At 72.2% G+C, this 24,248-nt stretch carries 25 protein-coding genes; 17 read left to right on the top strand and 8 right to left on the bottom strand.

The window, feature by feature from the left end:
• Nucleotides 1-23 precede the first annotated feature (23 nt).
• The gene (locus tag ACFXDJ_RS17070) at nt 24-545 is read left to right on the top strand and encodes an NUDIX hydrolase (protein WP_384650351.1); all 522 of its coding nucleotides are present in this window, start codon (nt 24-26) and stop codon (nt 543-545) included.
• Between the two features lie 33 nt (nt 546-578).
• Here ACFXDJ_RS17070 and ACFXDJ_RS17065 read toward each other — a convergent pair whose 3' ends face one another.
• Complete coding sequence (locus ACFXDJ_RS17065) at nt 579-1,475, bottom strand: 3-hydroxybutyryl-CoA dehydrogenase (RefSeq protein ID WP_384650349.1); 897 nt, start codon at nt 1,473-1,475, stop codon at nt 579-581.
• Between the two features lie 151 nt (nt 1,476-1,626).
• On the opposite strand from ACFXDJ_RS17065, the gene ACFXDJ_RS17060 reads away from it, so the two are divergent.
• A complete protein-coding gene (locus ACFXDJ_RS17060; RefSeq protein WP_384650347.1) occupies nt 1,627-2,928 on the top strand; it encodes a glycoside hydrolase family 10 protein in 1,302 nt (433 codons plus the stop codon).
• Between the two features lie 19 nt (nt 2,929-2,947).
• On the opposite strand, the gene ACFXDJ_RS17055 is transcribed toward ACFXDJ_RS17060, so the two are convergent.
• On the bottom strand, nt 2,948-3,145 hold the full coding sequence (locus ACFXDJ_RS17055) for a DUF1918 domain-containing protein (protein WP_384650345.1): 198 nt from the start codon (nt 3,143-3,145) through the stop codon (nt 2,948-2,950).
• A gap of 58 nt (nt 3,146-3,203) precedes the next feature.
• Entirely contained in the window at nt 3,204-4,139 is a 936-nt protein-coding gene (locus ACFXDJ_RS17050) for a DMT family transporter (protein ID WP_384650344.1), read from the bottom strand.
• On the opposite strand from ACFXDJ_RS17050, the gene ACFXDJ_RS17045 reads away from it, so the two are divergent.
• From ACFXDJ_RS17045 to ACFXDJ_RS17035, 3 genes are read left to right on the top strand one after another with little or no spacing between them, the layout of a single operon-like run.
• Complete coding sequence (locus tag ACFXDJ_RS17045; protein WP_384650342.1) at nt 4,138-5,580, top strand: PLP-dependent aminotransferase family protein; 1,443 nt, start codon at nt 4,138-4,140, stop codon at nt 5,578-5,580. The two genes, ACFXDJ_RS17050 and ACFXDJ_RS17045, sit on opposite strands and share 2 nt — an antisense overlap.
• A 31-nt stretch (nt 5,581-5,611) precedes the next feature.
• A complete protein-coding gene (locus ACFXDJ_RS17040; RefSeq protein ID WP_384849367.1) occupies nt 5,612-6,187 on the top strand; it encodes a histidine phosphatase family protein in 576 nt (191 codons plus the stop codon).
• Between the two features lie 41 nt (nt 6,188-6,228).
• On the top strand, nt 6,229-7,053 hold the full coding sequence (locus tag ACFXDJ_RS17035; protein WP_384650339.1) for a GNAT family N-acetyltransferase: 825 nt from the start codon (nt 6,229-6,231) through the stop codon (nt 7,051-7,053).
• Here ACFXDJ_RS17035 and ACFXDJ_RS17030 read toward each other — a convergent pair.
• On the bottom strand, nt 7,011-7,586 hold the full coding sequence (locus ACFXDJ_RS17030; RefSeq protein ID WP_384650337.1) for a chitin binding peritrophin-A domain-containing protein: 576 nt from the start codon (nt 7,584-7,586) through the stop codon (nt 7,011-7,013). The two genes, ACFXDJ_RS17035 and ACFXDJ_RS17030, sit on opposite strands and share 43 nt — an antisense overlap.
• Before the next feature lie 113 nt (nt 7,587-7,699).
• The gene (locus tag ACFXDJ_RS17025) at nt 7,700-8,479 is read right to left on the bottom strand and encodes a LysR family substrate-binding domain-containing protein (RefSeq protein ID WP_384650335.1); all 780 of its coding nucleotides are present in this window, start codon (nt 8,477-8,479) and stop codon (nt 7,700-7,702) included.
• Between the two features lie 58 nt (nt 8,480-8,537).
• Here ACFXDJ_RS17025 and ACFXDJ_RS17020 point away from each other — a divergent pair, with 58 nt between their 5' ends.
• The 7 genes from ACFXDJ_RS17020 (at nt 8,538) to ACFXDJ_RS16990 (ending at nt 14,459) form a co-directional block, all read left to right on the top strand.
• Nucleotides 8,538-8,942 carry a DUF5997 family protein gene (locus ACFXDJ_RS17020; RefSeq protein WP_384650333.1) on the top strand — a complete coding sequence of 135 codons (405 nt, stop codon included), beginning with the start codon at nt 8,538-8,540 and terminating at the stop codon, nt 8,940-8,942.
• Between the two features lie 105 nt (nt 8,943-9,047).
• A complete protein-coding gene (locus ACFXDJ_RS17015; protein ID WP_384650331.1) occupies nt 9,048-9,485 on the top strand; it encodes a helix-turn-helix transcriptional regulator in 438 nt (145 codons plus the stop codon).
• A 101-nt stretch (nt 9,486-9,586) separates the two neighbouring features.
• Nucleotides 9,587-10,615 (top strand): N-acetyl-gamma-glutamyl-phosphate reductase, encoded by a 1,029-nt coding sequence (argC, locus tag ACFXDJ_RS17010; RefSeq protein WP_384650329.1) that lies wholly within the window; start codon nt 9,587-9,589, stop codon nt 10,613-10,615.
• Nucleotides 10,612-11,769, top strand: a complete 1,158-nt coding sequence (argJ, locus tag ACFXDJ_RS17005) for a bifunctional glutamate N-acetyltransferase/amino-acid acetyltransferase ArgJ (protein WP_384650327.1) — start codon at nt 10,612-10,614, stop codon at nt 11,767-11,769. Before argC ends, argJ begins: the two co-directional genes overlap by 4 nt.
• Entirely contained in the window at nt 11,766-12,674 is a 909-nt protein-coding gene (gene argB / locus ACFXDJ_RS17000; protein ID WP_384650325.1) for an acetylglutamate kinase, read from the top strand. The genes argJ and argB overlap by 4 nt, the downstream gene beginning before the upstream one ends.
• On the top strand, nt 12,671-13,900 hold the full coding sequence (locus ACFXDJ_RS16995; RefSeq protein WP_384650323.1) for an acetylornithine transaminase: 1,230 nt from the start codon (nt 12,671-12,673) through the stop codon (nt 13,898-13,900). Before argB ends, ACFXDJ_RS16995 begins: the two co-directional genes overlap by 4 nt.
• Before the next feature lie 22 nt (nt 13,901-13,922).
• Entirely contained in the window at nt 13,923-14,459 is a 537-nt protein-coding gene (locus ACFXDJ_RS16990; protein ID WP_384849364.1) for an arginine repressor, read from the top strand.
• Between the two features lie 30 nt (nt 14,460-14,489).
• Here the strand turns inward: ACFXDJ_RS16990 and ACFXDJ_RS16985 are convergent, their stop codons facing one another.
• The 3 genes from ACFXDJ_RS16985 to ACFXDJ_RS16975 are packed head-to-tail and all read right to left on the bottom strand — an operon-like array spanning nt 14,490 to nt 17,393.
• A complete protein-coding gene (locus ACFXDJ_RS16985) occupies nt 14,490-15,158 on the bottom strand; it encodes a L,D-transpeptidase (RefSeq protein WP_384650367.1) in 669 nt (222 codons plus the stop codon).
• Nucleotides 15,159-15,191: 33 nt separating this feature from the next.
• Nucleotides 15,192-15,773: a pyridoxamine 5'-phosphate oxidase family protein gene (locus ACFXDJ_RS16980; protein ID WP_384650319.1), complete on the bottom strand. Its 582-nt coding sequence runs from the start codon at nt 15,771-15,773 to the stop codon at nt 15,192-15,194.
• Between the two features lie 42 nt (nt 15,774-15,815).
• Nucleotides 15,816-17,393: a hypothetical protein gene (locus ACFXDJ_RS16975; RefSeq protein ID WP_384650317.1), complete on the bottom strand. Its 1,578-nt coding sequence runs from the start codon at nt 17,391-17,393 to the stop codon at nt 15,816-15,818.
• 160 nt (nt 17,394-17,553) lie between these two features.
• Here ACFXDJ_RS16975 and ACFXDJ_RS16970 point away from each other — a divergent pair, with 160 nt between their 5' ends.
• The 5 genes from ACFXDJ_RS16970 (at nt 17,554) to ACFXDJ_RS16950 (ending at nt 24,225) form a co-directional block, all read left to right on the top strand.
• Entirely contained in the window at nt 17,554-18,747 is a 1,194-nt protein-coding gene (locus ACFXDJ_RS16970) for an argininosuccinate synthase (protein ID WP_384650315.1), read from the top strand.
• A gap of 92 nt (nt 18,748-18,839) precedes the next feature.
• Nucleotides 18,840-20,270: an argininosuccinate lyase gene (gene argH, locus ACFXDJ_RS16965; RefSeq protein ID WP_384650313.1), complete on the top strand. Its 1,431-nt coding sequence runs from the start codon at nt 18,840-18,842 to the stop codon at nt 20,268-20,270.
• 304 nt (nt 20,271-20,574) lie between these two features.
• Entirely contained in the window at nt 20,575-21,126 is a 552-nt protein-coding gene (locus ACFXDJ_RS16960; RefSeq protein ID WP_384650311.1) for a TetR/AcrR family transcriptional regulator, read from the top strand.
• Nucleotides 21,123-22,667: an MFS transporter gene (locus ACFXDJ_RS16955; RefSeq protein WP_384650309.1), complete on the top strand. Its 1,545-nt coding sequence runs from the start codon at nt 21,123-21,125 to the stop codon at nt 22,665-22,667. The genes ACFXDJ_RS16960 and ACFXDJ_RS16955 overlap by 4 nt, the downstream gene beginning before the upstream one ends.
• A gap of 70 nt (nt 22,668-22,737) precedes the next feature.
• Nucleotides 22,738-24,225 carry a membrane-associated oxidoreductase gene (locus ACFXDJ_RS16950; protein WP_384650307.1) on the top strand — a complete coding sequence of 496 codons (1,488 nt, stop codon included), beginning with the start codon at nt 22,738-22,740 and terminating at the stop codon, nt 24,223-24,225.
• Nucleotides 24,226-24,248: the final 23 nt, after the last annotated feature.

Here is a 24,248-nt window from a genome sequence, read left to right as displayed (position 1 = left end):
AAGGTGGCAGAACCGTGCAGTGGATGAACCTGAGTGAGCAAACCGTGTATGCGAACCGCTGGTTCGACGTGAACCTCGCCGATGTGGAACTCCCCGACGGCCGGCACCTGGACCACTTCGTGATCCGGCTGCGCCCGGTCGCCGTCGCCACGGCGGTCAACGAGGCCAACGAGGTGCTGCTGCTGTGGCGCCACCGCTTCATCACCGGCAGCTGGGGCTGGGAACTGCCCGCCGGGGTGGTCGAGGACGGGGAGGACATCGCCGCCGCGGCCGCCCGGGAGATGGAGGAGGAGTCGGGCTGGCGGCCCGGCCCGCTCCGCCACCTGATGACCGTGGAGCCGTCCAACGGGCTGACCGACGCCCGCCACCACCTCTACTGGGCGGACGGAGCCACGTACATCGGCCACCCCGAGGACGACTTCGAGTCCTCGCGCCGCGAATGGGTCCCGCTCAAGCTGGTGCCGGACATGATCGCGCGCGGCGAGGTCCCGGCCGCCAACATGGCGGCCGGGCTGCTGCTGTTGCACCACCTGCGGCTCGGGTAGCCGCCGCCCGTACGGCGGCCGGCCTTACGGGTATCAGCCGTACGGGTAGAAGCCCGAGCCGGTCTTGCGGCCGAGGCGGCCGGCGTCGACCATCCGCTGGAGCAGCGGGGGAGCCGCGTACAGGGGCTCCTTGAACTCCGCGTACATCGAGTCGGCCACCGAGGCCACCGTGTCCAGACCGATGAGGTCCGCGAGCTTCAGCGGGCCCATCGGGTGGGCGCAGCCCAGCTCCATGCCGTTGTCGATGTCCTCGCGGCTCGCGATGCCGGACTCGAACATCCGGATCGCGGACAGCAGGTACGGGATGAGGAGCGCGTTGACGACGAAGCCGGAACGGTCCTGGGCGCGGATCGCGTGCTTGTTCAGCACGCCCCCGACCAGGGCCTCGGCCCGCTTGATCGTCTCGTCGCTGGTGGTCAGCGCCGGGATCAGCTCGACAAGCTGCTGCACCGGGGCCGGGTTGAAGAAGTGGATGCCGATGACCTGGTCGGGCCGCGAGGTCGCGACGGCCAGCTTGACCAGCGGGATCGAGGAGGTGTTGGAGGCGAGGATCGCGTCCGGGCGGGTGATCACCTGGTCGAGGACCTGGAAGATCTCCGTCTTGACCTGCTCGTTCTCGACGACCGCCTCGATGACGAGGTCGCGGTCGGCGAACTCGCCGAGGTCGGTGGTGAACGACAGGCGGGCCAGGGTCGCGTCCCGCTCCTCCTCGCTGATCTTGCCGCGTTCGGCGGCCCTCGTCAGCGAGGTGTGCAGGCGGGTCCGTCCGAGCTCCAGGGCCTCGCCGGTGGTCTCGGCGACCATCACCTGGAGACCGCTGCGGGCGAACACCTCGGCGATGCCCGCGCCCATCTGGCCACAGCCCACCACGCCGACGCGTGAGATGTCGTCTGGGAGGTCCGTCACATCGTGCCTTTCGCTGCTCTCCATCGCGGGTCCCCCGTACTCGTGCAGTGGTAACTGCGTTCCGGCGCCCGCCACGCCCCCCGACGTTACCCCCGTCCTTGCCCGGCGTGTCGGGCCGGGGCGGGCATGCTGGGCGGACACGAGGCATTGTCACGGAGCGGAACGGAGTCGTCACATGGCGCACATCGGGAGGCGGGAGATGCTTGCCGGAGCGGCGGGGGTGCTGGCGGCGGCGGCGACGGCCGCCCCGGCGAAAGCGCTGCGGGGATCCGAGGAGGCCGCGGCGGAGCGGGGGCTGGGGAAAGCGGCGGCGGCCGAGGCGGTCAAGGAGGCCGGGGAGACCGAGGCGGCCACGACCGAGTTCCGCGGGGTGTGGGCCGCCTCCGTGTCGAACGTGGACTGGCCCTCCGAGAGCGGACTCTCCGCGACCGAGCAGCGCGCCGAGCTGCTCCACCTGCTGGACCGGGCCGTTGCCCGCCGCCTCAACGTGGTGATCCTCCAGGTCCGCCCGACCGCCGACGCGATGTGGCCCTCGACGCACGAGCCGTGGTCCCAGTGGCTGACCGGTGAGCAGGGAGTGGATCCCGGCTGGGACCCGCTCGGCACCGCCGTCACCGAAGCGCACGCCCGGGGGCTCCAGCTGCACGCCTGGTTCAACCCGTACCGGGTGGCCAACCACACCGACCCCAGCCTGCTCGTCCCCGGGCACCCGGCCCGCCGCAACCGCGGCTGGACCGTCCCCTACGGCGGCAAGCTGTACTACAACCCCGGGCTGCCCGAGGTGCGCCGCTTTGTACAGGACGCCATGCTCGACGCGGTCGCCCGCTACCCCCTCGACGGGGTCCACTGGGACGACTACTTCTACCCGTACCCCGTCGAGGGCCGCGACTTCGACGACGACGCCGCGTACGAGAAGTACGGCCGCTCCTTCGCCACCCGCGCCGACTGGCGCCGCCACAACACCGACACCCTGGTCCACGAGATGTCCGGGCGGCTACGGGCGCTGCGACCCGGGACGCGCTTCGGCATCAGCCCCTTCGCCGTCTGGCGCAACTCCGACCGCGATCCGCTCGGGTCGCCGACGCGGGCGGGCGTGGCCACGTACGACGACCTGTACGCGGACACCCGCAAATGGGTGCGCGAGGGCTGGATCGACTACATCGCGCCGCAGGCCTACTGGCAGATCGGCCACCCGACCGCCGACTACGCGGCCATCGTGCCCTGGTGGGCGCGGACCGTGGCCGGCACCCGCGTCCAGCTCTACGTGGGGGAGGCGCTCTACCGCTGCGACGCCGACAGCTCCACCGCGGCCTGGCGCGATCCGCGGGAGCTGTCGCGGCACGTGCGCTTCGCCCGCGGATACCCGGAGGTCCGCGGCCACGCCTACTTCTCGGCGAAGCAGGTGGACGCGGACCCCAACGGGGCGATGGCCAGGGTGGTTGCCGACCACTACCCGACGGCGGTGGCGCCGTACTGAGCGTTCCGACCGTACTGGTTCAGCGGTCGTGGTCGGCGGGGTGCTTCACGACGCAGTCGGGGCCGGGGGACATGACGGCCTCGTGCCCGTCCGTGAAGCGGACCCGGTAGGGAGGGGTGCCGTTCTCTCCCAGGACCTGGGTGATCTCTCCGACCTTGTCATGCTGGCCCACGATCCTGCCGTGCTGAACCAACTGGTCGCCCTCGGTCGCGCGCATAGCTGACCTCCTACGGTGGCGGTCCGATCCGGTGCTAGCAGTTTAGGTCGTTTCCATGCTATTTGACCCGTTGGGTCACGGCGATGCAGATCAGGACCGCACCGGCGGCGACGGGCGCGGCGGGGGACAGCTCCTCGCCGAGCAGCACCACCGACCACACCAGGGTCAGCAGCGGCTGCGCGAGCTGTAGCTGGCTCGCGCGGGCCGCGCCGATCTCGGCCATGCCCCGGTACCAGAGGTAGAGGCCGAGGAAGGAGGAGCTGACCGAGACCCAGACGAGCCCGGCGAGCCCGTGCCAGTTCAGGTGGGCCGGTTCGTACGCGAGCGCGAGCGCGGAGCCGGCCGCGCCGATCGGCAGGCACAGCACCAGCGCCCAGGCGGCCACCTGCCAGCCGGGCATCAGGCGGGCCAGGCGGCCGCCTTCGGTGTACCCGGCGGCGCACACCAGCAGGGCGGCGAAGAGCAGGCCGTCGCCGGCCGAGAGGGAGCCGCCGCTCTGGGACACGGTGAAGCCGAGGACCACGGCGGCCCCGGCGGCGGCCGCCACCCAGAACCGCCGCGAGGGCCGGGCCCCGGTGCGCAGCGAGGAGATGGCCGCGGTGGTCAGCGGCAGCAGGCCGACCACGACGGCGGCGTGCGAGGTGGTGGAGGTCTGGAGCGCGAGGGTGGTGAGCAGCGGGAAGCCGATGACCGTGCCGCCCGCGACCACCGCGAGGCCCATCCAGTGCGCGCGGTCCGGGAGCGCCACGCGCCCGGCCAGCAGACAGCCCGCGGCGACCAGGCCGGCGAGCAGGCAGCGCAGCGCGAAGAGGGACCAGGGGCCGAAGCTCTCCAGGCCCCAGGCGGTGCCGGGGAAGGTCAGCGAGAAGGTGACGACACCGGCCGCGGCGAGGACGGTGCCTCCGCCGAACCGGCTGCCGGTGGCCGATCCGTCAGTGGCCGGGGTCCGAACTGCTATCGCCTTGGGGAGAGTAGCGCTATTCTGTGCTGTCATGTACGAGCGTAGCAGTGTGGCAGAGCTGGTGGAATCCCTGAGGGCGGAACTGAACCGCTACCCGTTGGGTGGAAAACTCCCGTCAAGTCGGGCCCTCGTCGAGCGCTACCGCGTCAGTCCCGTCACCGTGACCAGGGCCCTGGCGCAGCTCGGCGCCGAAGGCCTGGTGGTCACCCGCCCCGGAGCCGGCGCCTTCCGCGCGCAGCCCCGTACGCAGGCACCCGCGCCCGGAGACACCTCCTGGCAGGCCGTCGCGCTGAGCGCCGAAGGGGCGGGCGAGGTGGTCCCGCGCTCCGTCGACGCCTCCGGGGTGCTCGCCACCCTGGCCGTGCCGCCGACCGGGGTCATCGAGCTCAACGGCGGCTACCTGCACCCCACCCTCCAGCCCGAGCGGGCCATGGCCGCCGCTCTGGCCCGCGCCGGGCGGCGGCCCGGGGCGTGGGGGCGGCCTCCGGTGGAAGGGCTGGCGGAGCTGCGGGACTGGTTCGCGCGGGAGATCGGCGGACCGGCCGGGACCGTCCGGGCCGCGGACGTCCTGGTGACGGCGGGCGGGCAGAGCGCGCTCACCACCGCCCTGCGTGCGCTCGCCCCGCCCGGGGCGCCGGTCCTCGTCGAATCCCCGACCTACCCGGGGATGCTGGCCATCGCCCGGTCCTCCGGCTGCCGGCCCGTGCCGGTCCCGGTGGACGCGGACGGGGTCCGGCCGGAGCTGCTGGCCGCCGCCTTCGAGGCGACCGGGGCGCGGGTGTTCGTATGCCAGCCGCTGTTCCACAACCCGACCGGGGCGGTGCTGTCCGAGGAGCGGCGGGGCGAGGTGCTGCGGATCGCGCGCGCCGCCGGGGCGTTCGTGGTGGAGGACGACTACGCGCGTTTCCTGGTCCACGAGGACTCCGGCCCGCCGCCCGCGACCCTCGCCTCCCAGGACACCGACGGGGTGGTCGTGCACCTGCGCTCACTGACCAAGATCGCCTCGCCCAGCCTGCGGGTGGGCGCGCTGACCGCCCGGGGACCGGTACGGGACCGGCTGCGCGCGATCCAGGTCGTGGACAGCTTCTTCGTGCCCCGGCCGCTCCAGGAGGCCGCCCTGGAACTGGTCGGCGCACCGGCCTGGCCCCGCCACCTGAAGGCCCTGGCCGGCGAGCTCCGCCACCGGCGGGACACCCTGCTGGGGGCCCTGCGCAGGGAGCTGCCGGAGCTGGAGGTGCCCTGCCCGCCGCGCGGCGGGTACCAGGTCTGGGCCCGGACCGGCGGGGGCCTGGACGACGCGGCCTTCACGGCGGCCGGGCTGCGCGCCGGGGTGCAGGTTGCCCCCGGCCGGCCGTTCTTCTGCGCGGAACCGCCCGCTCCGTACGTCCGGATGAGTTTCGCCGGGGTGTCCGGCGCGGGCGAACTGACCGAGGCGGTCAGGCGGCTGCGGTCGGGGCTCGGTCCAGACGCTTGACCCCGTGGCACATGCGGCTCACCATCGCCGCATGCATGTTCGGGTTTCGCTAGTCGCAGCAGCCCGTAGTACCTCGCTGCTCGCAGAGCGCTTCGACGACGACCGCCCCATCGACGTGGACGGTTGGCGCGCGGTGGAGTCCGCCGCGCGCGGGCTCGTACCGCTGGGCTCGGCCGACCTCCGCTACTGCTCGCCGACCTCGCGCAGCCGGGCCACCGGCGCGGCCCTCGGGTACGCGCCCATGGCGCAGCCCGCGCTGCGCGAGTGCGACATGGGCCGCTGGCGCGGGCTGACCCTGGCGGAGGTGGCCGCCCGGGAGCCGGCCGCCGTGGACCTCTGGCTCGCGGACCCCCGGGCCGCCCCGCACGGCGGGGAATCCCTGCTCGCCTTCATCGCCCGGATCGGCGGCTGGCTCGACACCCGGCCGGCGGACGACGGGGGAGCGATCGTGGCGGTGGCGGAGCCCTCGGTGGTCCGGGCCGCGCTGGTCTACGCCCTGAACGTGCCCCCGTCGACCTACTGGAGCCTGGACGTCCGCCCCCTGTCCACGGTCACCCTGGCCGGCTGGCCGCGACGCTGGCACCTCTCCCTCCAGGCGCCGGTCTAATCCGGTTGAGGGGCGCCGGGGACCCCGCATAGCCTGCGGCCATGCACGAAAAGGACGCAGACGGAACCGGGATCCGGATCACCACGATCGCGGAGCGGCCCGAACTGGCCGACGCCCTCTGGGGGATGGCGGACTCCTGGCCCGCGTTCGCCTCGCAGGACTCGATCGCGTGGCTGCTGTACCCGAGGATGGTGACGGAACTCCCGGAGTACGTCTTCGTCGCGACCGACGAGGCCACCGGCGAGGTGGTCGCCAGGGCCTACAGCGTGCCGTTCGCCCTCCACACGGCGGGCCGGGACGGGAAGTTGCCGGCGCAGGGCTGGGACCGGGTGCTGATGTGGGCCTTCTCGGACCTGCGGTGCGGGACGAAGCCCGACACGGTCAGCGCCATCGAGATCAGCGTCCGGCCGGACCGGCAGGGCCGGGGCCTGTCGGGACGGATGCTCACGGCCATGCGGGAGACCGCCCGCGCGCACGGGTTCACGGAGGTCGTGGCCCCGGTCCGGCCCAGCGGGAAGCCCGCCGAACCGGACGCCTCGATCCACGAGTACGCGTACCGCGTCCGCGAGGACGGCCTGCCCCACGACCCGTGGCTACGGGTGCACGTGCGGGCGGGCGCCGTCATCGAGTCGGTGGCCCCGCTGTCGATGACGATCACCGGCTCGCTGGAGCAGTGGCGCGAGTGGACCGGCCTCCCCTTCGACACGGCGGGCCCGGTCCGCGTACCCGGAGCCCTGAACCCGGTCCGCTGCGAACCGGAACAGGGCTACGCGGTATACGTCGAGCCGAACGTCTGGGTCCGGCACCCGCTCGGCGGGGCTGCTCAGAGCAGCGAGACGGGGGCGGTGGCGGAGGAGCCGAGGTAGATCCCGCCGATGCCCGCGTAGTTCGCCCGGTAGCCGCGCAGGATCTCGTCCAGCGGGATCGTGAGCCGGGCCGGGGTGTCACAGCGGGCGGCGCCGAACTGGTCGGTGACGGCGGTGCAGAGGGTCCGGCCGCCGAGGGTGGTGAAGGTGACCGGTACGCCGTCCAGCCCGGCCGGGGCGTCCGCGATGCGCACGGTGGCGCTGAGGTTCTTGACGCCGAACAGCAGTCCGTTCAGCTTCGCCGGGCCGGCCGTCGCCGCCACCGCGGCGGTGGCCACGGCGGGGCGGACCCGCTCGGGGTCGTCGCAGAGCTGGCGCTCGGGGGCGTACACCTGCCCGGTGGGGCAGGCCAGCACGGTGGCGATCCCGCCCCCGCACTGCACGTAGAACCGCTGGTCCTGCACCCTCGGCAGCCGCCCGGTGACCCCGCCCGCGCACGAGCCCTCGGCGGCGCTCGCGGGTGCGACCCCCGCGCCCAGGGCGAGGACCGCCCCGGCGGCCAGTGCGGCGAGTCCCTTGACGATGCGTAACACCCTTGCCCCCAGATTGCTCACTGTGACGTAATGAATACGAAGTGACCATAGGGATGGGCGTGCGCCGGGCGCAACGCATTCCGGGGACTGCCCAAGCGTTCGAATGTATGGGTCTAGCGGCCGCGGGGCTTGCCGCGCTTGCCGGTGGACTTGGCCGTCGCCTTGCCGCCCTTGGGGGCGCCGCCGCGCGGGTTCTTGGCCGCCGGCTTGCCGCCCGTACGGGGGGCCGGCTTGCGCGCCGGCTTCGCCTTCTTCGGCTCGGGCTCGGGCTGGGTGCGGCCGCGGCCGCGCGAGCTGTTGACCGTCCGCCCGCGCACGATCCCGATGAACTCCTCCACCAGGTCGGGGGTCTCGTCCTCCTCGGCCCAGGACAGCGCGACGCGCGAGGCGGGGGCGTCGAGGAGCGTGCGGTACGTCAGGTCCTTGCGGTGGTGCAGACGCGCGAGCGACTGCGGTACGGCGAGCACCCCGATCCCCGCCGCCACCAGCTCGATCGCGTCGGCGGTGGTCTCGGGGCGCTGCAGCGCGGGCTTGCCCGGCAGCTGCTCCCAGTCGAGGGTGTCGTCGAGGGGGTGGAGCACGATCTCGTCGGCCAGATCCGCGAGCGGGACCTCCTCGGCCGCCGCCAGGAGGTGGTCCTTGGGGATCACGACGACCGTGGTCTCGGTGTAGAGCGGGATCGCGCTGAGGCCCGTACGGTCGATCGGCAGCCGGACGAATCCGGCGTCGGCGCCGCGCTCCCGCAGCAGGGCGGGGGCTTCGGCGGGAGTGATCTGGACCAGGGTCAGCGGGACGTCGGGCAGCCGCTCCTTCCAGACCCGGACCCACTTGGTGGGCGTCACCCCGGGTACGTACGCGAGCTGGAACGACGGGGGTGTCCGGGTGTCTGTCACCCGGCCAGATTACCGGCCGTGGTCGGAGGGGGCGCACACGCTCTATACCCTTGACACCATGACGTCGCAGCAGAACGCCCAGACCATGAAGCCCGCGACCGCGGCGAAGAAGCTGGGTGTGTACCTAGAGGCCACCCCCGCAGAGTTCCAGGAGGGTGTCGTCTCGCGCACCGAGCTGGCCGCCCTCCAGGCCGAGCCGCCCCAGTGGCTGCAGGACCTCCGGAACAACGGCCCGCACCCCCGTCCGGTGGTCGCGGCGAAGCTCGGGATCTCCATCTCCGGCCTGGCGCGCGGCGGTGTCACCGAGGCGCTCACCACCGAGCAGATCGAGGCCCTGAAGGCGGAGGCGCCCGAGTGGCTCGCCAAGGAGCGCGCCATCCAGGCCGATGTCCGCAAGGAGACCGTCCGCATCAAGCAGATGCAGGCCGAGAAGGCGGAGAAGGCGGAGAAGGGCGAGAAGTAGCCCCGCTCCCGCTGTTCCCCTGAACCGGGCCCCTGTGCGGGGCCCGGTTTTTCGCGCTACCGGACGGCCTCCGTCCGCCACCCCTGCCGTGCCATGCTGGTGCACGTGATGCTTGAGGATCTGGTACGGCTGCGCCGTGCCCGCGATGCCATGGACCGCGACTACGCGAGCCCGCTGGACGTCGCGGCGCTGGCGGACATCGCCCTCATGTCGGCGGGGCACTTCTCGCGGAGTTTCCGCGCGGCCTTCGGCGAGACCCCGTACAGCTACCTGATGACCCGCCGCGTCGAGCGGGCCAAGGCGCTGCTGCGCCGGGGCGACCTGACGGTCACCGAGGTCTGCTTCGCGGTCGGCTGTACCTCGCTGGGGTCGTTCAGCTCCCGCTTCACCGAGCTGGTCGGCGAGAGCCCCAGCGCCTACCGGGCCCGTTCCCACGAGGCGGGCGCCGCCATCCCGGCCTGCGTGTCCAAGATCCTCACGCGCCCGGTCAGGAACCCCCGGCCGGCCGGGCCCTCGGCAGCCCTCCCCGACACCGCTTTGTAGCGCCGCGCTCCCGGTTCTGCCGGAGAGTGGGGATAAGAGCGGAAGTCTTTGCATAAAACTGCGGAGATACGTATAGTCATGCCATCGAGGAGGAGGGTCCGATGGTGGTACGTGTAGCGGTGGCCGGTGCGAGTGGATACGCGGGCGGAGAAGTGCTGCGTCTGCTCCTGGCCCACCCCGAGGTCGAGATCGGCGCGCTGACCGCGAACTCCAACGCCGGGCAACTGCTCGGCTCGCTCCAGCCGCACCTGGTGCCGCTGGCCGGGCGGACCCTGGAGGCGACCACGCCCGAGGTGCTCGCCGGGCACGATGTCGTCTTCCTGGCGCTGCCCCACGGGCAGTCCGCCGCCGTCGCCGCCCAGCTCGGCGAGGACGTCCTCGTCGTGGACATGGGCGCCGACCACCGGCTCAAGGACTCCGCCGACTGGGACAAGTTCTACGGGGCCCCGCACGCCGGGACCTGGCCCTACGGCCTCCCCGAGCTGCCGGGAGCCCGCGCCGCGCTGGCGGGCAGCAAGCGCATCGCCGTGCCCGGGTGCTACCCGACCGCCGTCTCGCTCGCGCTCTTCCCCGCCTACGCCGCACAGCTCGCCGAGCCCGAGGCCGTGATCGTCGCCGCCACCGGCACCTCCGGCGCCGGCAAGGCGCTCAAGCCGAACCTGCTCGGCTCCGAGGTCATGGGCTCCATGAGCCCGTACGGGGTCGGCGGCGGCCACCGCCACACCCCCGAGATGGTGCAGAACCTCAGCCCCCTCGCGGGTGAGCGGGTCTCCGTCTCGTTCACGCCGATGCTGGCGCCCATGCCGCGCGGCATCCTCGCCACCTGCTCCGCGAAGGCGCTCCCCGGCACCACCGCCGACGCGGTCCGCGCCGCGTACGAGAAGGCGTACGCCGACGAGCCCTTCGTACACTTGTTGCCCGAGGGGCAGTGGCCGGCGACCGCCTCCGTCTACGGTTCCAACGCCGTTCACATCCAGGTCGCGTACGACGAGGCCGCCCAGCGGATCATCGCGATCAGCGCCATCGACAACCTCACCAAGGGCACCGCCGGCGGCGCTGTCCAGAGCATGAACATCGCCCTCGGCCTCCACGAGGGCCTGGGTCTTTCCACGATCGGAGTCGCACCGTGAGCGTCACGGCAGCACAGGGATTCACGGCCGCGGGCATCGCCGCCGGGATCAAGGCGAACGGCAACCCGGACCTCGCACTCGTCGTCAACAACGGCCCGCGTCTGGCCGCCGCCGGCGTCTTCACCTCCAACCGTGTCAAGGCCGCGCCCGTCCACTGGTCCGAGCAGGTGCTCCGGGGTGCCGCCGTCAGCGCGGTGGTCCTGAACTCCGGCGGCGCCAACGCCTGCACCGGCCCCAAGGGCTTCCAGGACACCCACGCCACCGCCGAGAAGGTCGCCGCGGCCCTCGGCGGAGAGGTCAACGCCGGTGAGGTCGCCGTCGCGTCCACCGGCCTGATCGGCGTACTGCTCCCCATGGACAAGCTGCTCCCCGGTGTCGACACCGCGGTCGCCGCGCTCTCCGCCGACGGCGGCGAGGCCGCCGCCATCGCCATCAAGACCACCGACACCGTGCACAAGACCGCCACGGTCAGCCAGGACGGCTGGACGGTCGGCGGCATGGCCAAGGGCGCGGGCATGCTCGCCCCGGGCCTGGCCACCATGCTCGTCGTCCTCACCACCGACGCCGACCTGGACAGTGCCACCCTCGACAAGGCGCTGCGCTCCGCGACCCGCACCACCTTCGACCGGGTCGACTCCGACGGCTGCATGTCCACCAACGACACCGTGCTGCTGCTCGCCTCCGGCGCGTCCGGCCAGGTGCCGGAGTACGGGGCCTTCGCGGAAGCCGTACGCACCGTCTGCGACGACCTGGCCCGCCAGCTGATCGGCGACGCCGAGGGCGCCAGCAAGGACATCCGCATCGAGGTCATCGGCGCGGCCACCGAGGAGGACGCGGTCGAGGTCGGCCGGTCCATCGCCCGGAACAACCTGCTCAAGTGCGCCATCCACGGCGAGGACCCGAACTGGGGCCGCGTCCTGTCCGCGATCGGCACCACGAAGGCAGCCTTCGACCCGGACCGGCTCAATGTGGCCATCAACGGCGTCTGGGTCTGCAAGAACGGCTCGGTCGGCGAGGACCGCGACCTGGTGAGCATGAAGGACCGCGAGGTGCGCATCACCGCCGACCTGTCCACCGGCTCCGAGTCCGCGGTCATCTGGGCCAACGACCTGACGGCCGAGTACGTCCACGAGAACAGCGCGTACTCGTCATGAGCACCGCACGCAAGCACACCGCGCTGCCCAAGGCCCAGATCCTCATCGAGGCCCTGCCCTGGCTGACCCGCCACAACGGCAAGATCGTCGTCATCAAGTTCGGCGGCAACGCCATGATCGACGAGGAGCTGAAGGCGGCCTTCGCCCAGGACGTGGTCTTCCTGCGCCAGGCCGGCCTCAAGCCGGTCGTCGTGCACGGCGGCGGCCCGCAGATCAACGCCCAGCTGGACAAGCAGGGCCTGGTCAGCGAGTTCAAGGCGGGTCTGCGCGTCACCACGCCGGAGGCCATGGACGTCGTACGGATGGTCCTGGCGGGGCAGGTCCAGCGCGAGCTGGTCGGGCTGCTCAACCAGCACGGGCCGCTCGCCGTGGGCATGACCGGCGAGGACGCCCACACCATCACCGCCACCAAGCACACCCCCGAGATCGAGGGCGAGCTCGTGGACATCGGGCGGGTCGGCGAGATCACCGCCATCGACACGGGCGCGATCGAGGCCCTGCTGGCGGACGGCCGGATCCCGGTCATCTCCTCCATCGCGCGCAGCGCCGACGACCACCACGTGTACAACGTGAACGCCGACACCGCCGCCGCGGCGCTCGCCGCCGCGCTCGGCGCCGAGACGCTGATGGTCCTCACCGACGTGGAGGGGCTCTACGCGGACTGGCCCAACAGCGACGAGGTCATCAGCCGGCTCACCGTCAGCGAGCTGGAGAAGCTGCTCCCCGAGCTGTCGAGCGGGATGGTCCCGAAGATGGAGGGCTGCCTGCACGCCGTCCGCAGCGGGGTGACCACCGCCCGGGTGATCGACGGCCGGGTCCAGCACTCGATCCTGCTGGAGATCTTCACGGACGAGGGAATCGGCACGATGGTCGTGCCCGACGCACAGGGAGGGGACCCCGCATGACCGCCACCCAGGAGACCAGCGGCCAGGCCACCGGCAACCAGCACTACGCGGCCCGCTGGCAGGGCGCGCTGACCAACAATTACGGCACCCCCGCGCTGGCCCTCGTACGCGGCGCCGGCGCCCAGGTCTGGGACGCGGACGGCAAGCAGTACACCGACTTCGTCGGCGGCATCGCGGTCAACGCCCTCGGCCACGCCCACCCGGCGATCGTCTCCGCCGTGACCGAGCAGGTCTCCACCCTCGGCCACGTATCCAACCTCTACGCCTCCGAGCCGGTCCTCGCGCTCGGCGAGCGGCTGCTCCAGCTCTTCGGCCGCGAGGGCAGGATCTTCTTCTGCAACTCGGGCGCCGAGGCCGTCGAGGCCGCCTTCAAGATCGGCCGGCTGACCGGGCGGACCCACATGGTCGCCACCGACGGCGGCTTCCACGGCCGCACCATGGGCGCCCTCGCGCTCACCGGCCAGCCCAAGAAGCAGGACCCCTTCCTGCCCCTGCCCGGCGATGTCACGCACGTCCCGTACGGTGATGTGGAGGCCCTGCGGGCCGCCGTCACCGAAGAGACCGCGCTCGTGATCATCGAGCCGATCCAGGGCGAGAACGGTGTGGTCGTACCGCCCGCCGGCTATCTGACGGCCGCCCGCGAGATCACCCGCGCCACCGGCACCCTGCTCGTCCTCGACGAGGTGCAGACCGGCATCGGGCGCTGCGGCCAGTGGTTCGAGCACCAGGCCCACGAGGGCGTCGAGCCCGACCTCGTCACGCTCGCGAAGGGTCTCGGCGGCGGACTGCCGATCGGGGCCGTGGCCGCCTTCGGCCCGGCCGCCGGCCTGCTCCAGCCCGGCCAGCACGGCACCACCTTCGGCGGCAACCCGGTCGCCTGCGCCGCCGGCCTCGCCGTCATCGACACCATCGCGGCCGAGGGGCTCCTCGGCCGGGTCAAGGAGCTCGGGGAGCACCTGCGGAGCGGAATCGAAGGATTCGCACACCCGCTCGTCTCGCATGTCCGTGGTGCGGGGCTTCTGCTGGGTATCGTGCTGACCGAGCCGCTCGCACCGCAGGTGCAGCGCGCGGCTCAGGACGCCGGCTTCCTGGTCAACGCGCCCGCCCCCGACGTCGTACGGCTCATGCCCCCGTACGTGCTCACCGAGGCCGAGGCGGACGCGTTCCTCCAGGCCCTGCCCGGAGTGCTGGACGCGGCGAAGGCCGCCGCGGACGTGGACGGATGATCAATCGGGGAATGGGACGACGATGAGTCAGGCGCAGGAACACGAAGGAAACGGGCAGTCCGTTCCGCAGACTCGCACGGCCCGCCACCGCAGGATCGTGGACATCCTCAACCGGCAGCCGGTCCGCTCCCAGAGCCAGCTGGCCAAGCTGCTCGCCGACGACGGGCTGAGCGTCACCCAGGCGACGCTCAGCCGCGACCTCGACGAGCTCGGTGCGGTGAAGATCCGCAACACGGGCGGCGAGCTGATCTACGCGGTCCCCAGCGAGGGCGGTTTCCGCACCCCGCAGGCACCGCTGGGCGAGTCGGCGAAGGAGGAGCGCATGCGGCGCCTCTCCGGGGAACTGCTGATCTCGGCGGAGGCCTCCGCGAACCTCGTGGTCCTGCGCACCCCGCCGGGTGCGGCCCAGTTCCTCGCCTCGGCGATCGACCAGGCCGAACTCCAGGCGATCCTCGGCACGATCGCGGGCGACGACACACTGATGCTGATCAGCCGCGACCCGGCGGGCGGCCAGGCGCTGGCCGACCACCTGCTGCGGCTGGCCCAGAAGGAGAGCTGACCCGGAGCCGCCAGAGCCGACCCGGCGCCCTCAGTAGCGGGTGACCGCCAGGTCCCCCGACTCCGTGCCGATCGCGATGTGCGGGTGCCTGCGCGGGTTCGCCCAGCGCAGGATCTCCCGCATGGCCCGCTCCGGGACCGAGACGCAGCCGGCCGTCGCGCCCTTGCCGTTGACGTGCAGGAAGATGCCCGCGCCCCGGCCCCGTACCGGCCGGTCGTAGTTGAAGGCGATGACCAGCGCGTGCGCGTACTGCGCGGCGTACCCGGCCAGGTGCTCGGCCTCGCCCGGCGCGCAGTCCGCGGGCAGCGGCTCCACCCAGCGGTTGTAGCTGCCCGAGGCGTTGTCCTGGCACCACCAGGAGGCGGGAGTCACCCGCCGGTAGCCGACCTCGGTCCCGGCCGGGGCGTGGGCGATGCCGAAGGCGTACGGGAGCGCGTACAGGCCGGCCGGGGTGGTGTCCGTGCCCTGGGTGCGGGTCGCACCCTCGGTCAGGCCCTTCGCCCCGAAGCGGGCCGGCGCGCCGCCGGCCTCGTACCAGCGCCCCGCCCGCCGGTCCCACCAGGTCACCCGTCCCGTAGTGGAGCCCGGCGCGGGGGCCACCGCGGTGATCAGCTGGCTGCCGCCGCCGGTGTCCGCGAGCAGGGCGGCCAGCGGCGGGGAGCCGTGGGGGCCTTGCGGGATCAGGGTGGTGACGGTCAGTGAGGCGACGAGGAGCGCGGTACGCAGCACATCTCAGACGGTACGGGGCGGAAGGGGCAGCGGCAGCGCAGGCAGGCCGTCGACGCTCACCCCGATGAACTCCTTCTTCTCGCAGTACTCGTTGAACTCCTCGTCCGTCTTGCGGCCGAAGTACTCCGCGTGGAGGGTGCGCTCGCCCTGGTACTCCATGAACGGGATGGCGTAGCCGCACACGTCCGCGATCCGGCGGGCCTTGACGAGGATGACGGCGCGCGCCGCCGGCCCGTCGGCCTCCCCGAACAGCTCGACCAGCCCGTCCCAGCGCGGGTCGTCACGGAAGACGGCCTCGCCCTCACCGTGGATGCGCACGATGTTCGGCGGCCCGCTGAACGCGCACCACATCAGCGTGATGCGGCCGTTCTCGCGGACGTGGGCGATGGTCTCGGCGCCGCTGCCGCCGAAGTCCAGGTAGGCGAGGGTCTGCTCGTCGATGACGACGAGGGTCCCGGCGCGGCCCTTGGGGGAGAGGTTGATGTGCCCGTCACCGGACAGCGGGGCGGTCGCGGTGAAGAAGATCGGCTGCTCCTCGATGAACTTGCGCAGCCGGCCGTCGATACGTTCGTAAAGCTTTCCCATGATCGGATTATCCATCGTGCGCCGGGGCCGACGGCGGGAATTTCAGTCGGTGAGACCGAGCCGGGAGCGGTGCAGCCGTATGCCGGGTTTGTGGAGGAAGTGCTCCGAGCGCGTGAGCAGTGAGGCCAGTTCGGGGAGGTCCGCCTCTCCGGTGCGCCAGGTGAATTGCCAGTCCCAGCCGATCACGATCCCCTGGGCCGCCCGGCGCAGGAACGGGTCGGGGTCCTTCGACAGGGTCACCGCGGCCCGCAGCTCATGGATCCCGCCCCGTGCGCGCAGCAGCCGGAAGGCGGCCCGGCGCACGTGCACGGGCCGTTCGGGCCGGATGCGCTCGGCCAGGTGACGGTGGTCCAGCCGCTCCGTCACCTGGAGCAGGCTCAGGCAGGCCTCGCGGGCCACCGAGGCCGAGGGGTCGTCCAGCAGGGGGATCAGGAGCGCGTCGTCGGTGGCGTCGTCCAGCCGGCGCAGCCCGGCCACGGCGGCGGCCCGCACCGGGCCGGAGGGGTGACCGAGCAGGTGGTGCAGCAGCGGTGCGTCCGCGTGCTTCGCGCACTCGGCGAAGCCGGTCACCGCGTGCGGGGAGATCGGCCCGGGGGCCGTGACCAGGTCGAGGCAGTGCTCGTACGGGTCCCCGCCGTCCTGCTTGACCAGCCAGCGCGCGCAGGCCCGTACGAGGCCGGACCGGTCGGTGAGGTACCGCTCGGCCTCGGCCGCCCGCCCGGCTCCGCGCAGGGCGGTGACCCCGCTGGCGCGGACCATCGGGAGGCGCCCCGTCAGCAGGGCGTCGACCGCCGCGTGGTCCGGCCCGTCGGCAGCCATGGCCCGCAGCGCGGCGTCGGTCCACAGCCGGGCCGTGGCCGGATCCAGTTCGCAGGCGGCCAGCAGCGCGAGCTCCCGTACGCCCAGCCGGCCGGTCTCCACGGACAGCCGGGCGGCGAACCGCCGGGTCGGCAGGTCGGGCCGCTCGCACAGGCGGTCCAGGATGTCCGTGCGCTGGGCCGGGGTCAGCGAGTTCCAGCTCCAGGTCGTCGAGGGCCGCCCGGGGCGCCACCACGCGGCGAGGAGGGAGTAGCGGCCGGTCAGGGCGGCCTCCAGCTGCTCCACCGCCCAGGCTCCGTGCTCGCGCCGGCCCAGTCGCAGGACGAGCGGGGTGAGGTGGACCAGCCACTCGACGGGGTTCTTGGCCACCATCCGGCCGAGCACCCGCCGGGCGCGCCCGCGGACCGGCGGGGCCCAGTCGGCACACCGGATCAGGACGAGTTCGATCGGCGGGTACGTGGCGGCGGCCCGGTGGAGCACCAGCCGGATGCGTCGGCGCACCGGCGGGATCCAGGCGACCCACGTGAGCAGGAGGAGTTCGAGCGGCGGGAGCCACCACGCGTGGAGGGCGGACGCGCGGACCCGCCCGTCGGGGTCGCACAGCCGGGCCTCGATCCGCTTGCCGCGCAGCGGTTCGCAGGAGCGGCGGCCGATGCGGCGCACCTCCTCGTCGAAGGAGGTCCAGGCCTCGGGCCCGCTCTGGGCGAGCAGGCGGGAGACGGGGGCCCGCTCGCGCCCCTTCAGCAGGTCCACCGCGGCCCCCTGGCCCCACAGAACGTCCCGCCGTACACCGGCTCCCATGGTGCCCCTCCCCGAGTCCTCCGCCGATGGTAGGCGGCCGTGGGCGGCCGGCGCCTCCGATATACGTGCTGGTCAGCTGGGTCGGCGGGGCGCAATTGACGAAACATACGGAGTAGTGCATAGTTATGCCTGTCGTTGAATGCACCGTAAGGAGAAACCCGTGACCGAGCGCGTCGTACTCGCCTACTCGGGCGGCCTGGACACCTCCGTCGCCATCGGCTGGATCGCCGAGGAGACGGGCGCCGAGGTCATCGCCGTTGCCGTGGACGTCGGCCAGGGCGGCGAGGACCTGGACGTCATCCGCAAGCGCGCGCTCGACTGCGGTGCGGTCGAGGCCGAGGTCGCCGACGCCTCTGACGAGTTCGCCAATGAGTACTGCCTCCCGGCGATCAAGGCGAACGCCCTCTACATGGACCGCTACCCGCTGGTCTCGGCCCTTTCCCGGCCGGCCATCGTCAAGCACCTGGTCGCCGCCGCCAAGAAGCACGGCGCCACGACCGTCGCCCACGGCTGCACCGGCAAGGGCAACGACCAGGTCCGCTTCGAGGCGGGCATCGTCGCCCTCGCCCCGGACCTCAAGTGCATCGCGCCGGTCCGCGACTACGCGATGACCCGGGACAAGGCCATCGCCTTCGCCGAGAAGGCGAACCTGCCGATCGCCACCACCAAGAAGTCCCCGTACTCCATCGACCAGAACGTCTTCGGGCGCGCCGTCGAGACGGGCTTCCTGGAGGACATCTGGAACGCGCCGATCGAGGACATCTACGAGTACACCTCGAACCCGGCCCTGCCGCGCGAGGCCGACGAGGTCGTCATCTCCTTCAAGGAGGGCGTCCCGGTCGCCATCGACGGCAAGCCCGTCACCGTGCTCCAGGCGATCCAGCAGCTCAACGACCGCGCCGGCGCCCAGGGCATCGGCCGGATCGACATCGTCGAGGACCGCCTCGTCGGCATCAAGTCCCGTGAGGTGTACGAGGCTCCCGGCGCGATCGCCCTGATCACCGCCCACCAGGAGCTGGAGAACGTCACCGTCGAGCGCGAGCTGGCCCGCTACAAGCGGCAGGTCGAGCAGCGCTGGGGCGAGATGGTCTACGACGGCCTGTGGTTCTCCCCGCTGAAGCGGGCGCTGGACGGCTTCATCAACGAGGCCAACCAGCACGTCACCGGTGACATCCGGATGACCCTGCACGGCGGCCGCGCCGTCGTCACCGGCCGCAAGTCCGAGGAGTCGCTGTACGACTTCAACCTCGCGACCTACGACTCGGGCGACACCTTCGACCAGTCGAAGGCCCAGGGCTTCATCGAGATCTTCGGTCTGTCCGCGAAGATCGCGGCGCGCCGCGACCTCGCCTGATCCCACACGCTGTACAAACGGCCTCCCCGTTACCTCCGCGGCGGGGAGGCCGACGCACATCCAAAGTCATGCAGTCATGAGGAGCAGTAGCTGTGAGCAGCAACAACGGTGGTGACGTCCGGCTCTGGGGCGGCCGGTTCGCCGACGGTCCCGCCGAGGCCCTCGCGAAGCTGTCCGCGTCGGTCCACTTCGACTGGCGCCTCGCGCCGTACGACATCGCCGGCTCCCGTGCCCACGCGCGCGTGCTCGCCAAGGCGGGCCTGCTCACGGCCGAAGAGCTCGACCGCATGATCGACGGCCTGGACCGGCTCGAAGCCGATGTGGCGGACGGCTCCTTCGTCGGCACCATCGCCGACGAGGACGTCCACACCGCCCTGGAACGCGGTCTGCTGGAGCGGCTCGGCGCCGACCTCGGCGGCAAGCTGCGTGCCGGCCGGTCCCGCAACGACCAGGTCGCCACCCTCTTCCGGATGTACCTGCGCGACCACGCCCGGACCATCGGCGGACTGATCGCCGATCTCCAGGACGCGCTGGTCGGCCTGGCCGAGGTGCACGCCGACGTGGCCATGCCGGGCCGCACGCACCTCCAGCACGCGCAGCCGGTGCTGTTCGCCCACCACGTACTGGCCCACGTGCAGTCGCTGTCCCGGGACGCGGAGCGGCTGCGCCAGTGGGACACCCGGACCGCGGTCTCCCCGTACGGCTCGGGCGCCCTGGCGGGGTCCTCGCTCGGCCTGGACCCGGAGGCGGTCGCCGCCGAACTGGGCTTCGAACGCGGCTCGGTCGGCAACTCCATCGACGGGACGGCCTCGCGCGACTTCGTCGCCGAGTTCGCCTTCATCACCGCGATGATCGGGATCAACCTGTCCCGGATCGCGGAGGAGATCATCATCTGGAACACGAAGGAGTTCTCCTTCGTGACCCTGCACGACGCCTTCTCCACCGGGTCGTCGATCATGCCGCAGAAGAAGAACCCGGACATCGCGGAGCTGGCGCGGGGCAAGTCGGGGCGCCTCATCGGCAACCTGACGGGCCTGCTGGCCACGCTGAAGGCCCTTCCGCTGGCCTACAACCGCGACCTCCAGGAGGACAAGGAGCCGGTCTTCGACTCCTGCGACACCCTTGAGGTCCTGCTCCCCGCCTTCACCGGCATGATGGCGACCCTCACGGTCAACCGGGAGCGGATGGAGGAGCTGGCTCCGGCCGGCTTCTCGCTCGCCACCGACATCGCCGAGTGGCTGGTCAAGCAGGGCGTGCCGTTCCGGGTGGCGCACGAGGTCGCGGGCGAGTGCGTCAAGGAGTGCGAGGGGCTCGGCATCGAGCTCGACGAGCTCACCGACGAGCAGTTCGCGAAGATCTCGGAGCACCTGACCCCGGAGGTCCGTACGGTCCTCAACGTCAAGGGCGCGCTGGCCTCCCGCGACGGCCGCGGCGGCACCGCCCCGTCGGCGGTCGCCGTCCAGCTCACGGAGCTCAAGGCCGACCTGGTCATCCAGCACGCCTGGGCGACCCACAAGCAGTAGTCCGCCGCGTCCGCAGGGGCGGTCGGAGCCTTCGGGCCCCGGCCGCCCCTGCGGCGTTACGCCGCCCAGTCCGCCAGCGCGTCGAAGTCGGCCCGGACCAGGCCGATCCGCCTCGTCCTTCCAGGTGGTCGCCCAGACGAGGTCGTACGAGTCCGCGAGCGCGAGCAGCTCCGCGCCGTGGCCCGGATTCAGTCAGACCCGCATCGGCTTCGGATTCATTTCGGCAGGATTCCTTTCGGGGCCGGTAAGGGCAGCTCATTTATTCAATGAGACAGCGACGTCTCATTCGGGGTATGCTCGTCTCATGGCCATGGATCGTGATCAGGTGCTCCGCGCCGCCGCCGCCCTGCTCTCCCGTAAATCGACCGCCACGATGGACGAGGTCGCGAGGGCGGCGGGCATCGGCCGCGCGACCCTCCACCGGCACTTCGCCGGGCGCGACGCCCTCGTGCGGGCGCTCGAAGAGCTCGGCATCCGGGAGTTCGAGGCGGCGTTCGACAACGCCCGCCTCGGCGAGGGGCCGGCCCCGGAGGCGCTCAAGCGCCTCGTCGCCGAGGCGGAGCCCAACGGCGAGCTGCTGGCCTTCCTCGTCACCGAGAACCAGCTCTTCGAGGGCGACCAGGTCAACGAGGGCTGGGCCCGGCTCGACGCCCGCGTCGGCGACCTCTTCCGGCGCGGCCAGCAAGAGGGCGACATCCGGATCGATCTGAGCCCCGCATGGCTCACCGAGGCCTTCTTCGGCCTCGTCGGCACCTGCGCCTGGGCCGTCATGGACGGCCGGGTCGCGACCAAGGACTTTCAGTACATGATCACCGAGTTGCTGCTCGGTGGCGCAAGACGGAGTGTGGAGAAATGAGCCGAATCGAACAGCTGACGCAGGTGAAGGGGGCGGAGGGGAAGAGGCGAGGGCGCTGGCTGGCGCTCTCCGTGCTCGTCCTGGCCGTCCTGCTGGTCGCGGTCGACGCCACCGTGCTCGGTCTCGCCACGCCCTCCCTCAGCGAGGACCTCAAGCCGTCCGGCACCCAGCTGCTGTGGATCGGCGACATCTACTCCTTCGTCATCGCCGGTCTGCTCGTCTCCATGGGCTCCCTCGGCGACCGCATCGGCCGCAAGAAGCTCCTGCTCGTCGGCGCGACCGCCTTCGGCGCCGTCTCGGTCCTGAACGCCTACGCGACCAGCCCCGAGATGATGATCGTCGCCCGCGCCCTGCTCGGCGTGGCCGGCGCGACCCTGATGCCGTCCACCCTCGCGCTGATCCGCAACATCTTCCACGACCCCAAGGAGCGCAGCCTCGCCATCGGCATCTGGGGCGCCACCGCCTCCGCCGGTGCGGCCGTGGGCCCGGTCGTCGGCGGAGCCCTGCTCCAGCACTTCTGGTGGGGTTCGGTCTTCCTCATCAACCTCCCCGTGATGATCGTCCTGGTCATCGTCGGCATCAAGCTGCTGCCCGAGTCCAAGAACCCGGTCTCGGGCCCCTGGGACCTGCTCAGCGTCGGCCTCTCCCTCGTCGGCATCATCGGCGTCGTCTACGCCGTCAAGCAGGTCGCCACGCACGGCATGGGCTGGGAGGTGTGGGCGGCCGCCGCCATCGGAGCGGGCGCGCTCTACACCTTCGTACGCCGTCAGTTCACCCTGACCGCCCCGCTCCTCGACATGCGGCTCTTCAGGCACCGCGGCTTCTCCGGCGCGGTCCTCGCCGACCTGCTCACCGTCTTCGGACTGTCCGGGCTGGTCTTCTTCCTCTCGCAGTTCCTCCAGCTCGTCCAGGGCCGCCAGCCGCTCGAAGCCGGCCTGGCCGAACTGCCCGCCGCCATCGGCGCGGTGGTCACCGGCCTGGTCGCGGGCACGTACGCCCGCAAGTACGGGGTACGGGCCATCGTGACCGGAGGCCTCGCGGCCATCGGCATCGCCCTGGCCGCGCTCACCGTCATCCACAAGGAGACCGGCTACCCGCTGCTCGGCGCGGCCCTGCTCATCGTCGGACTCGGCGCCGGGTTCTCCTTCACCGTCACCGCCGACGTGATCCTCTCCAGCGTGCCCAAGGAGCAGGCCGGTTCGGCCTCGGCCGTCTCCGAGACCGCGTACGAACTCGGCGCCGCCCTCGGCATCGCCCTGCTCGGCTCGGTCGTCACCGGCGTCTACCAGAGCTTCACCGCCCCGGCCTCCGTCTCCGCAGCCGTGGCCGACGCCGCCCACGAATCCCTCGGCGGCGCCGTCGAAGCCGCCAAGTCGCTGGACCCGGAGACCGCGCACCGGATGGTCGGCGCTGCCCAGGACGCCTTCGTGGACGGCCTGAGGCTGGCCTCCGGCGTCGGCGCGGCCGTCCTGCTGGCCACCGCGGTGGCCGCCTGGTTCCTCCTCAAGGGCCAGGAGCTCCAGGACGGCATCGAGCACTGACGTTCACGCCAAGGGGTGGTGTCCGGAGCGGAGTTGACAGTCCGTCGACGCACAGGACACCATCCCGGCGATGGAGATCACCGATCTGACCCCGGCCGAACGCCGCGTATGGGACGCCTTCCCCCGCGGTGAGGGCGTCGACTTCCTGGAGGCACCGGGGGAGAACGGCTCCGCCGGCGCCGACTGGGGGCCCGAGCGGACCGTACGCGCCGAGGTCCTCACCGCGCTGCTGCTGGGCGGCCCCACCGCCGAGGGGCAGGTCGCCGGACTCAACGTCCGGGGCGCCCGGATCACCGGCAAGCTGAACCTCAAGTACGCCGTCGTGGAGCACCCGATCCGGTTGCGCGCCTGCTGGTTCGAACGCAAGCCCATGCTCTACGGGGCCCAGTTGCGGACCTTCGTGGCCAACGACTCCACGCTTCCCGGCCTGACCGCCGACGCCGTCCGCGTAGACGTCGCGCTCAAGCTGTCCTGCTGCACCATCACCGGCCCCGTCCGGCTCGCCGGTGCCCGGATAGCCGGCGGGCTCTTCATCCGCCGCGCGGTCATCGGCACGCCCGTGACCGGCGAAGAGGACCCGGACGAGCCGCGGGAGCCCGTACTCCAGTTCAACCACGCCGACATCGGCACCGACGTCATCGCCATGGAGCTCACCGTCCACGGCCAGACGCGCATCAACGGCACCACCGTCGGCGGCCAGATCAACCTCGACGACGCCCGCCTCCTCGCCCCCGGCAGCACGGCCCTGCACGCCGAGACCCTCACCGTCGGCACGGACCTGCGGGCCATGCGCGCCGAGCTGCGCGGCCGGGTCAACCTCACCGGATCCCGGATACCCGGCCAGCTCAACCTCGCCTACGCCCGGCTCATCAACCCGGGCGGCGTCGCCCTGCGCGCCTCCAGCTGCGCGGTCGGCGAAGTCTGGCTGCGCTCCTGCCCGACCATCCAGGGCGCGGTCAACCTGCGCCGCTCCCACGTCGACATGCTGCACGTCACGCCCGTCACCCTGCCGCAGGAGATCCGCTTCGACGGCCTCACCTACCGCACCCTCATCCCGCACCTGCCCGCCGAACAGCGGCTGCCCGCACTGGAACGCGAGGCGGCGGGCTACCTCCCGTACGCCTACGAACAGCTCGCGGCGGCCTACCGCACGGTGGGCGACGAGGCGGCCGCGCGCGCCGTCCAGCTGGCCAAGCTGCGCCGGCACCGGCGGACCCTGCCCCGGCACGCCCGCCTGTGGGGGCTGCTCCAGGACACCACCGTCGGATACGGGTTCAGGCCGCTGCGCGCGGCGGGCTGGCTGATGGCACTGGTGCTGACGGGGACGATCGCCTACCAGCTCCACCCGCCCCGGCCGCTGAAGGTGGGGGAGGCCCCGGAGTTCAACGCGGTGTTCTACACGATCGACCTGATGCTGCCGATCATCGGCTTCGGCCAGGAGGCGGCCTTCGCGCCGGACGGCTGGTACCAGTGGCTGTCGTACCTGCTGATCGTGACCGGCTGGGTCCTCGCCACGACGACCGCGGCGGGCGTCAGCCGGTCACTCCAGCGACAGTAGGAGCGCTACGGGCGCTACGAGTG

This window comes from Streptomyces sp. NPDC059443 (assembly GCF_042750105.1).
GTDB lineage: Bacteria > Actinomycetota > Actinomycetes > Streptomycetales > Streptomycetaceae > Streptomyces.
This window is presented reverse-complemented; position numbering and strand designations above follow the sequence as displayed.

Bases quoted from the DNA above. Each gene is read 5' to 3' on its own strand.
- ACFXDJ_RS17070 (WP_384650351.1), top strand. From the start codon at position 24: ATGAACCTGAGTGAGCAAACCGTGTATGCGAACCGCTGGTTCGACGTG.
- ACFXDJ_RS17065 (WP_384650349.1), bottom strand. From the start codon at position 1,475: ATGGAGAGCAGCGAAAGGCACGATGTGACGGACCTCCCAGACGACATC.
- ACFXDJ_RS17060 (WP_384650347.1), top strand. From the start codon at position 1,627: ATGGCGCACATCGGGAGGCGGGAGATGCTTGCCGGAGCGGCGGGGGTG.
- ACFXDJ_RS17055 (WP_384650345.1), bottom strand. From the start codon at position 3,145: ATGCGCGCGACCGAGGGCGACCAGTTGGTTCAGCACGGCAGGATCGTG.
- ACFXDJ_RS17045 (WP_384650342.1), top strand. From the start codon at position 4,138: ATGTACGAGCGTAGCAGTGTGGCAGAGCTGGTGGAATCCCTGAGGGCG.
- ACFXDJ_RS17050 (WP_384650344.1), bottom strand. From the start codon at position 4,139: ATGACAGCACAGAATAGCGCTACTCTCCCCAAGGCGATAGCAGTTCGG.
- ACFXDJ_RS17040 (WP_384849367.1), top strand. From the start codon at position 5,612: ATGCATGTTCGGGTTTCGCTAGTCGCAGCAGCCCGTAGTACCTCGCTG.
- ACFXDJ_RS17035 (WP_384650339.1), top strand. From the start codon at position 6,229: ATGCACGAAAAGGACGCAGACGGAACCGGGATCCGGATCACCACGATC.
- ACFXDJ_RS17020 (WP_384650333.1), top strand. From the start codon at position 8,538: ATGACGTCGCAGCAGAACGCCCAGACCATGAAGCCCGCGACCGCGGCG.
- argC (WP_384650329.1), top strand. From the start codon at position 9,587: ATGGTGGTACGTGTAGCGGTGGCCGGTGCGAGTGGATACGCGGGCGGA.
- argB (WP_384650325.1), top strand. From the start codon at position 11,766: ATGAGCACCGCACGCAAGCACACCGCGCTGCCCAAGGCCCAGATCCTC.
- ACFXDJ_RS16995 (WP_384650323.1), top strand. From the start codon at position 12,671: ATGACCGCCACCCAGGAGACCAGCGGCCAGGCCACCGGCAACCAGCAC.
- ACFXDJ_RS16990 (WP_384849364.1), top strand. From the start codon at position 13,923: ATGAGTCAGGCGCAGGAACACGAAGGAAACGGGCAGTCCGTTCCGCAG.
- ACFXDJ_RS16980 (WP_384650319.1), bottom strand. From the start codon at position 15,773: ATGGGAAAGCTTTACGAACGTATCGACGGCCGGCTGCGCAAGTTCATC.
- ACFXDJ_RS16975 (WP_384650317.1), bottom strand. From the start codon at position 17,393: ATGGGAGCCGGTGTACGGCGGGACGTTCTGTGGGGCCAGGGGGCCGCG.
- ACFXDJ_RS16960 (WP_384650311.1), top strand. From the start codon at position 20,575: ATGGCCATGGATCGTGATCAGGTGCTCCGCGCCGCCGCCGCCCTGCTC.
- ACFXDJ_RS16955 (WP_384650309.1), top strand. From the start codon at position 21,123: ATGAGCCGAATCGAACAGCTGACGCAGGTGAAGGGGGCGGAGGGGAAG.
- ACFXDJ_RS16950 (WP_384650307.1), top strand. From the start codon at position 22,738: ATGGAGATCACCGATCTGACCCCGGCCGAACGCCGCGTATGGGACGCC.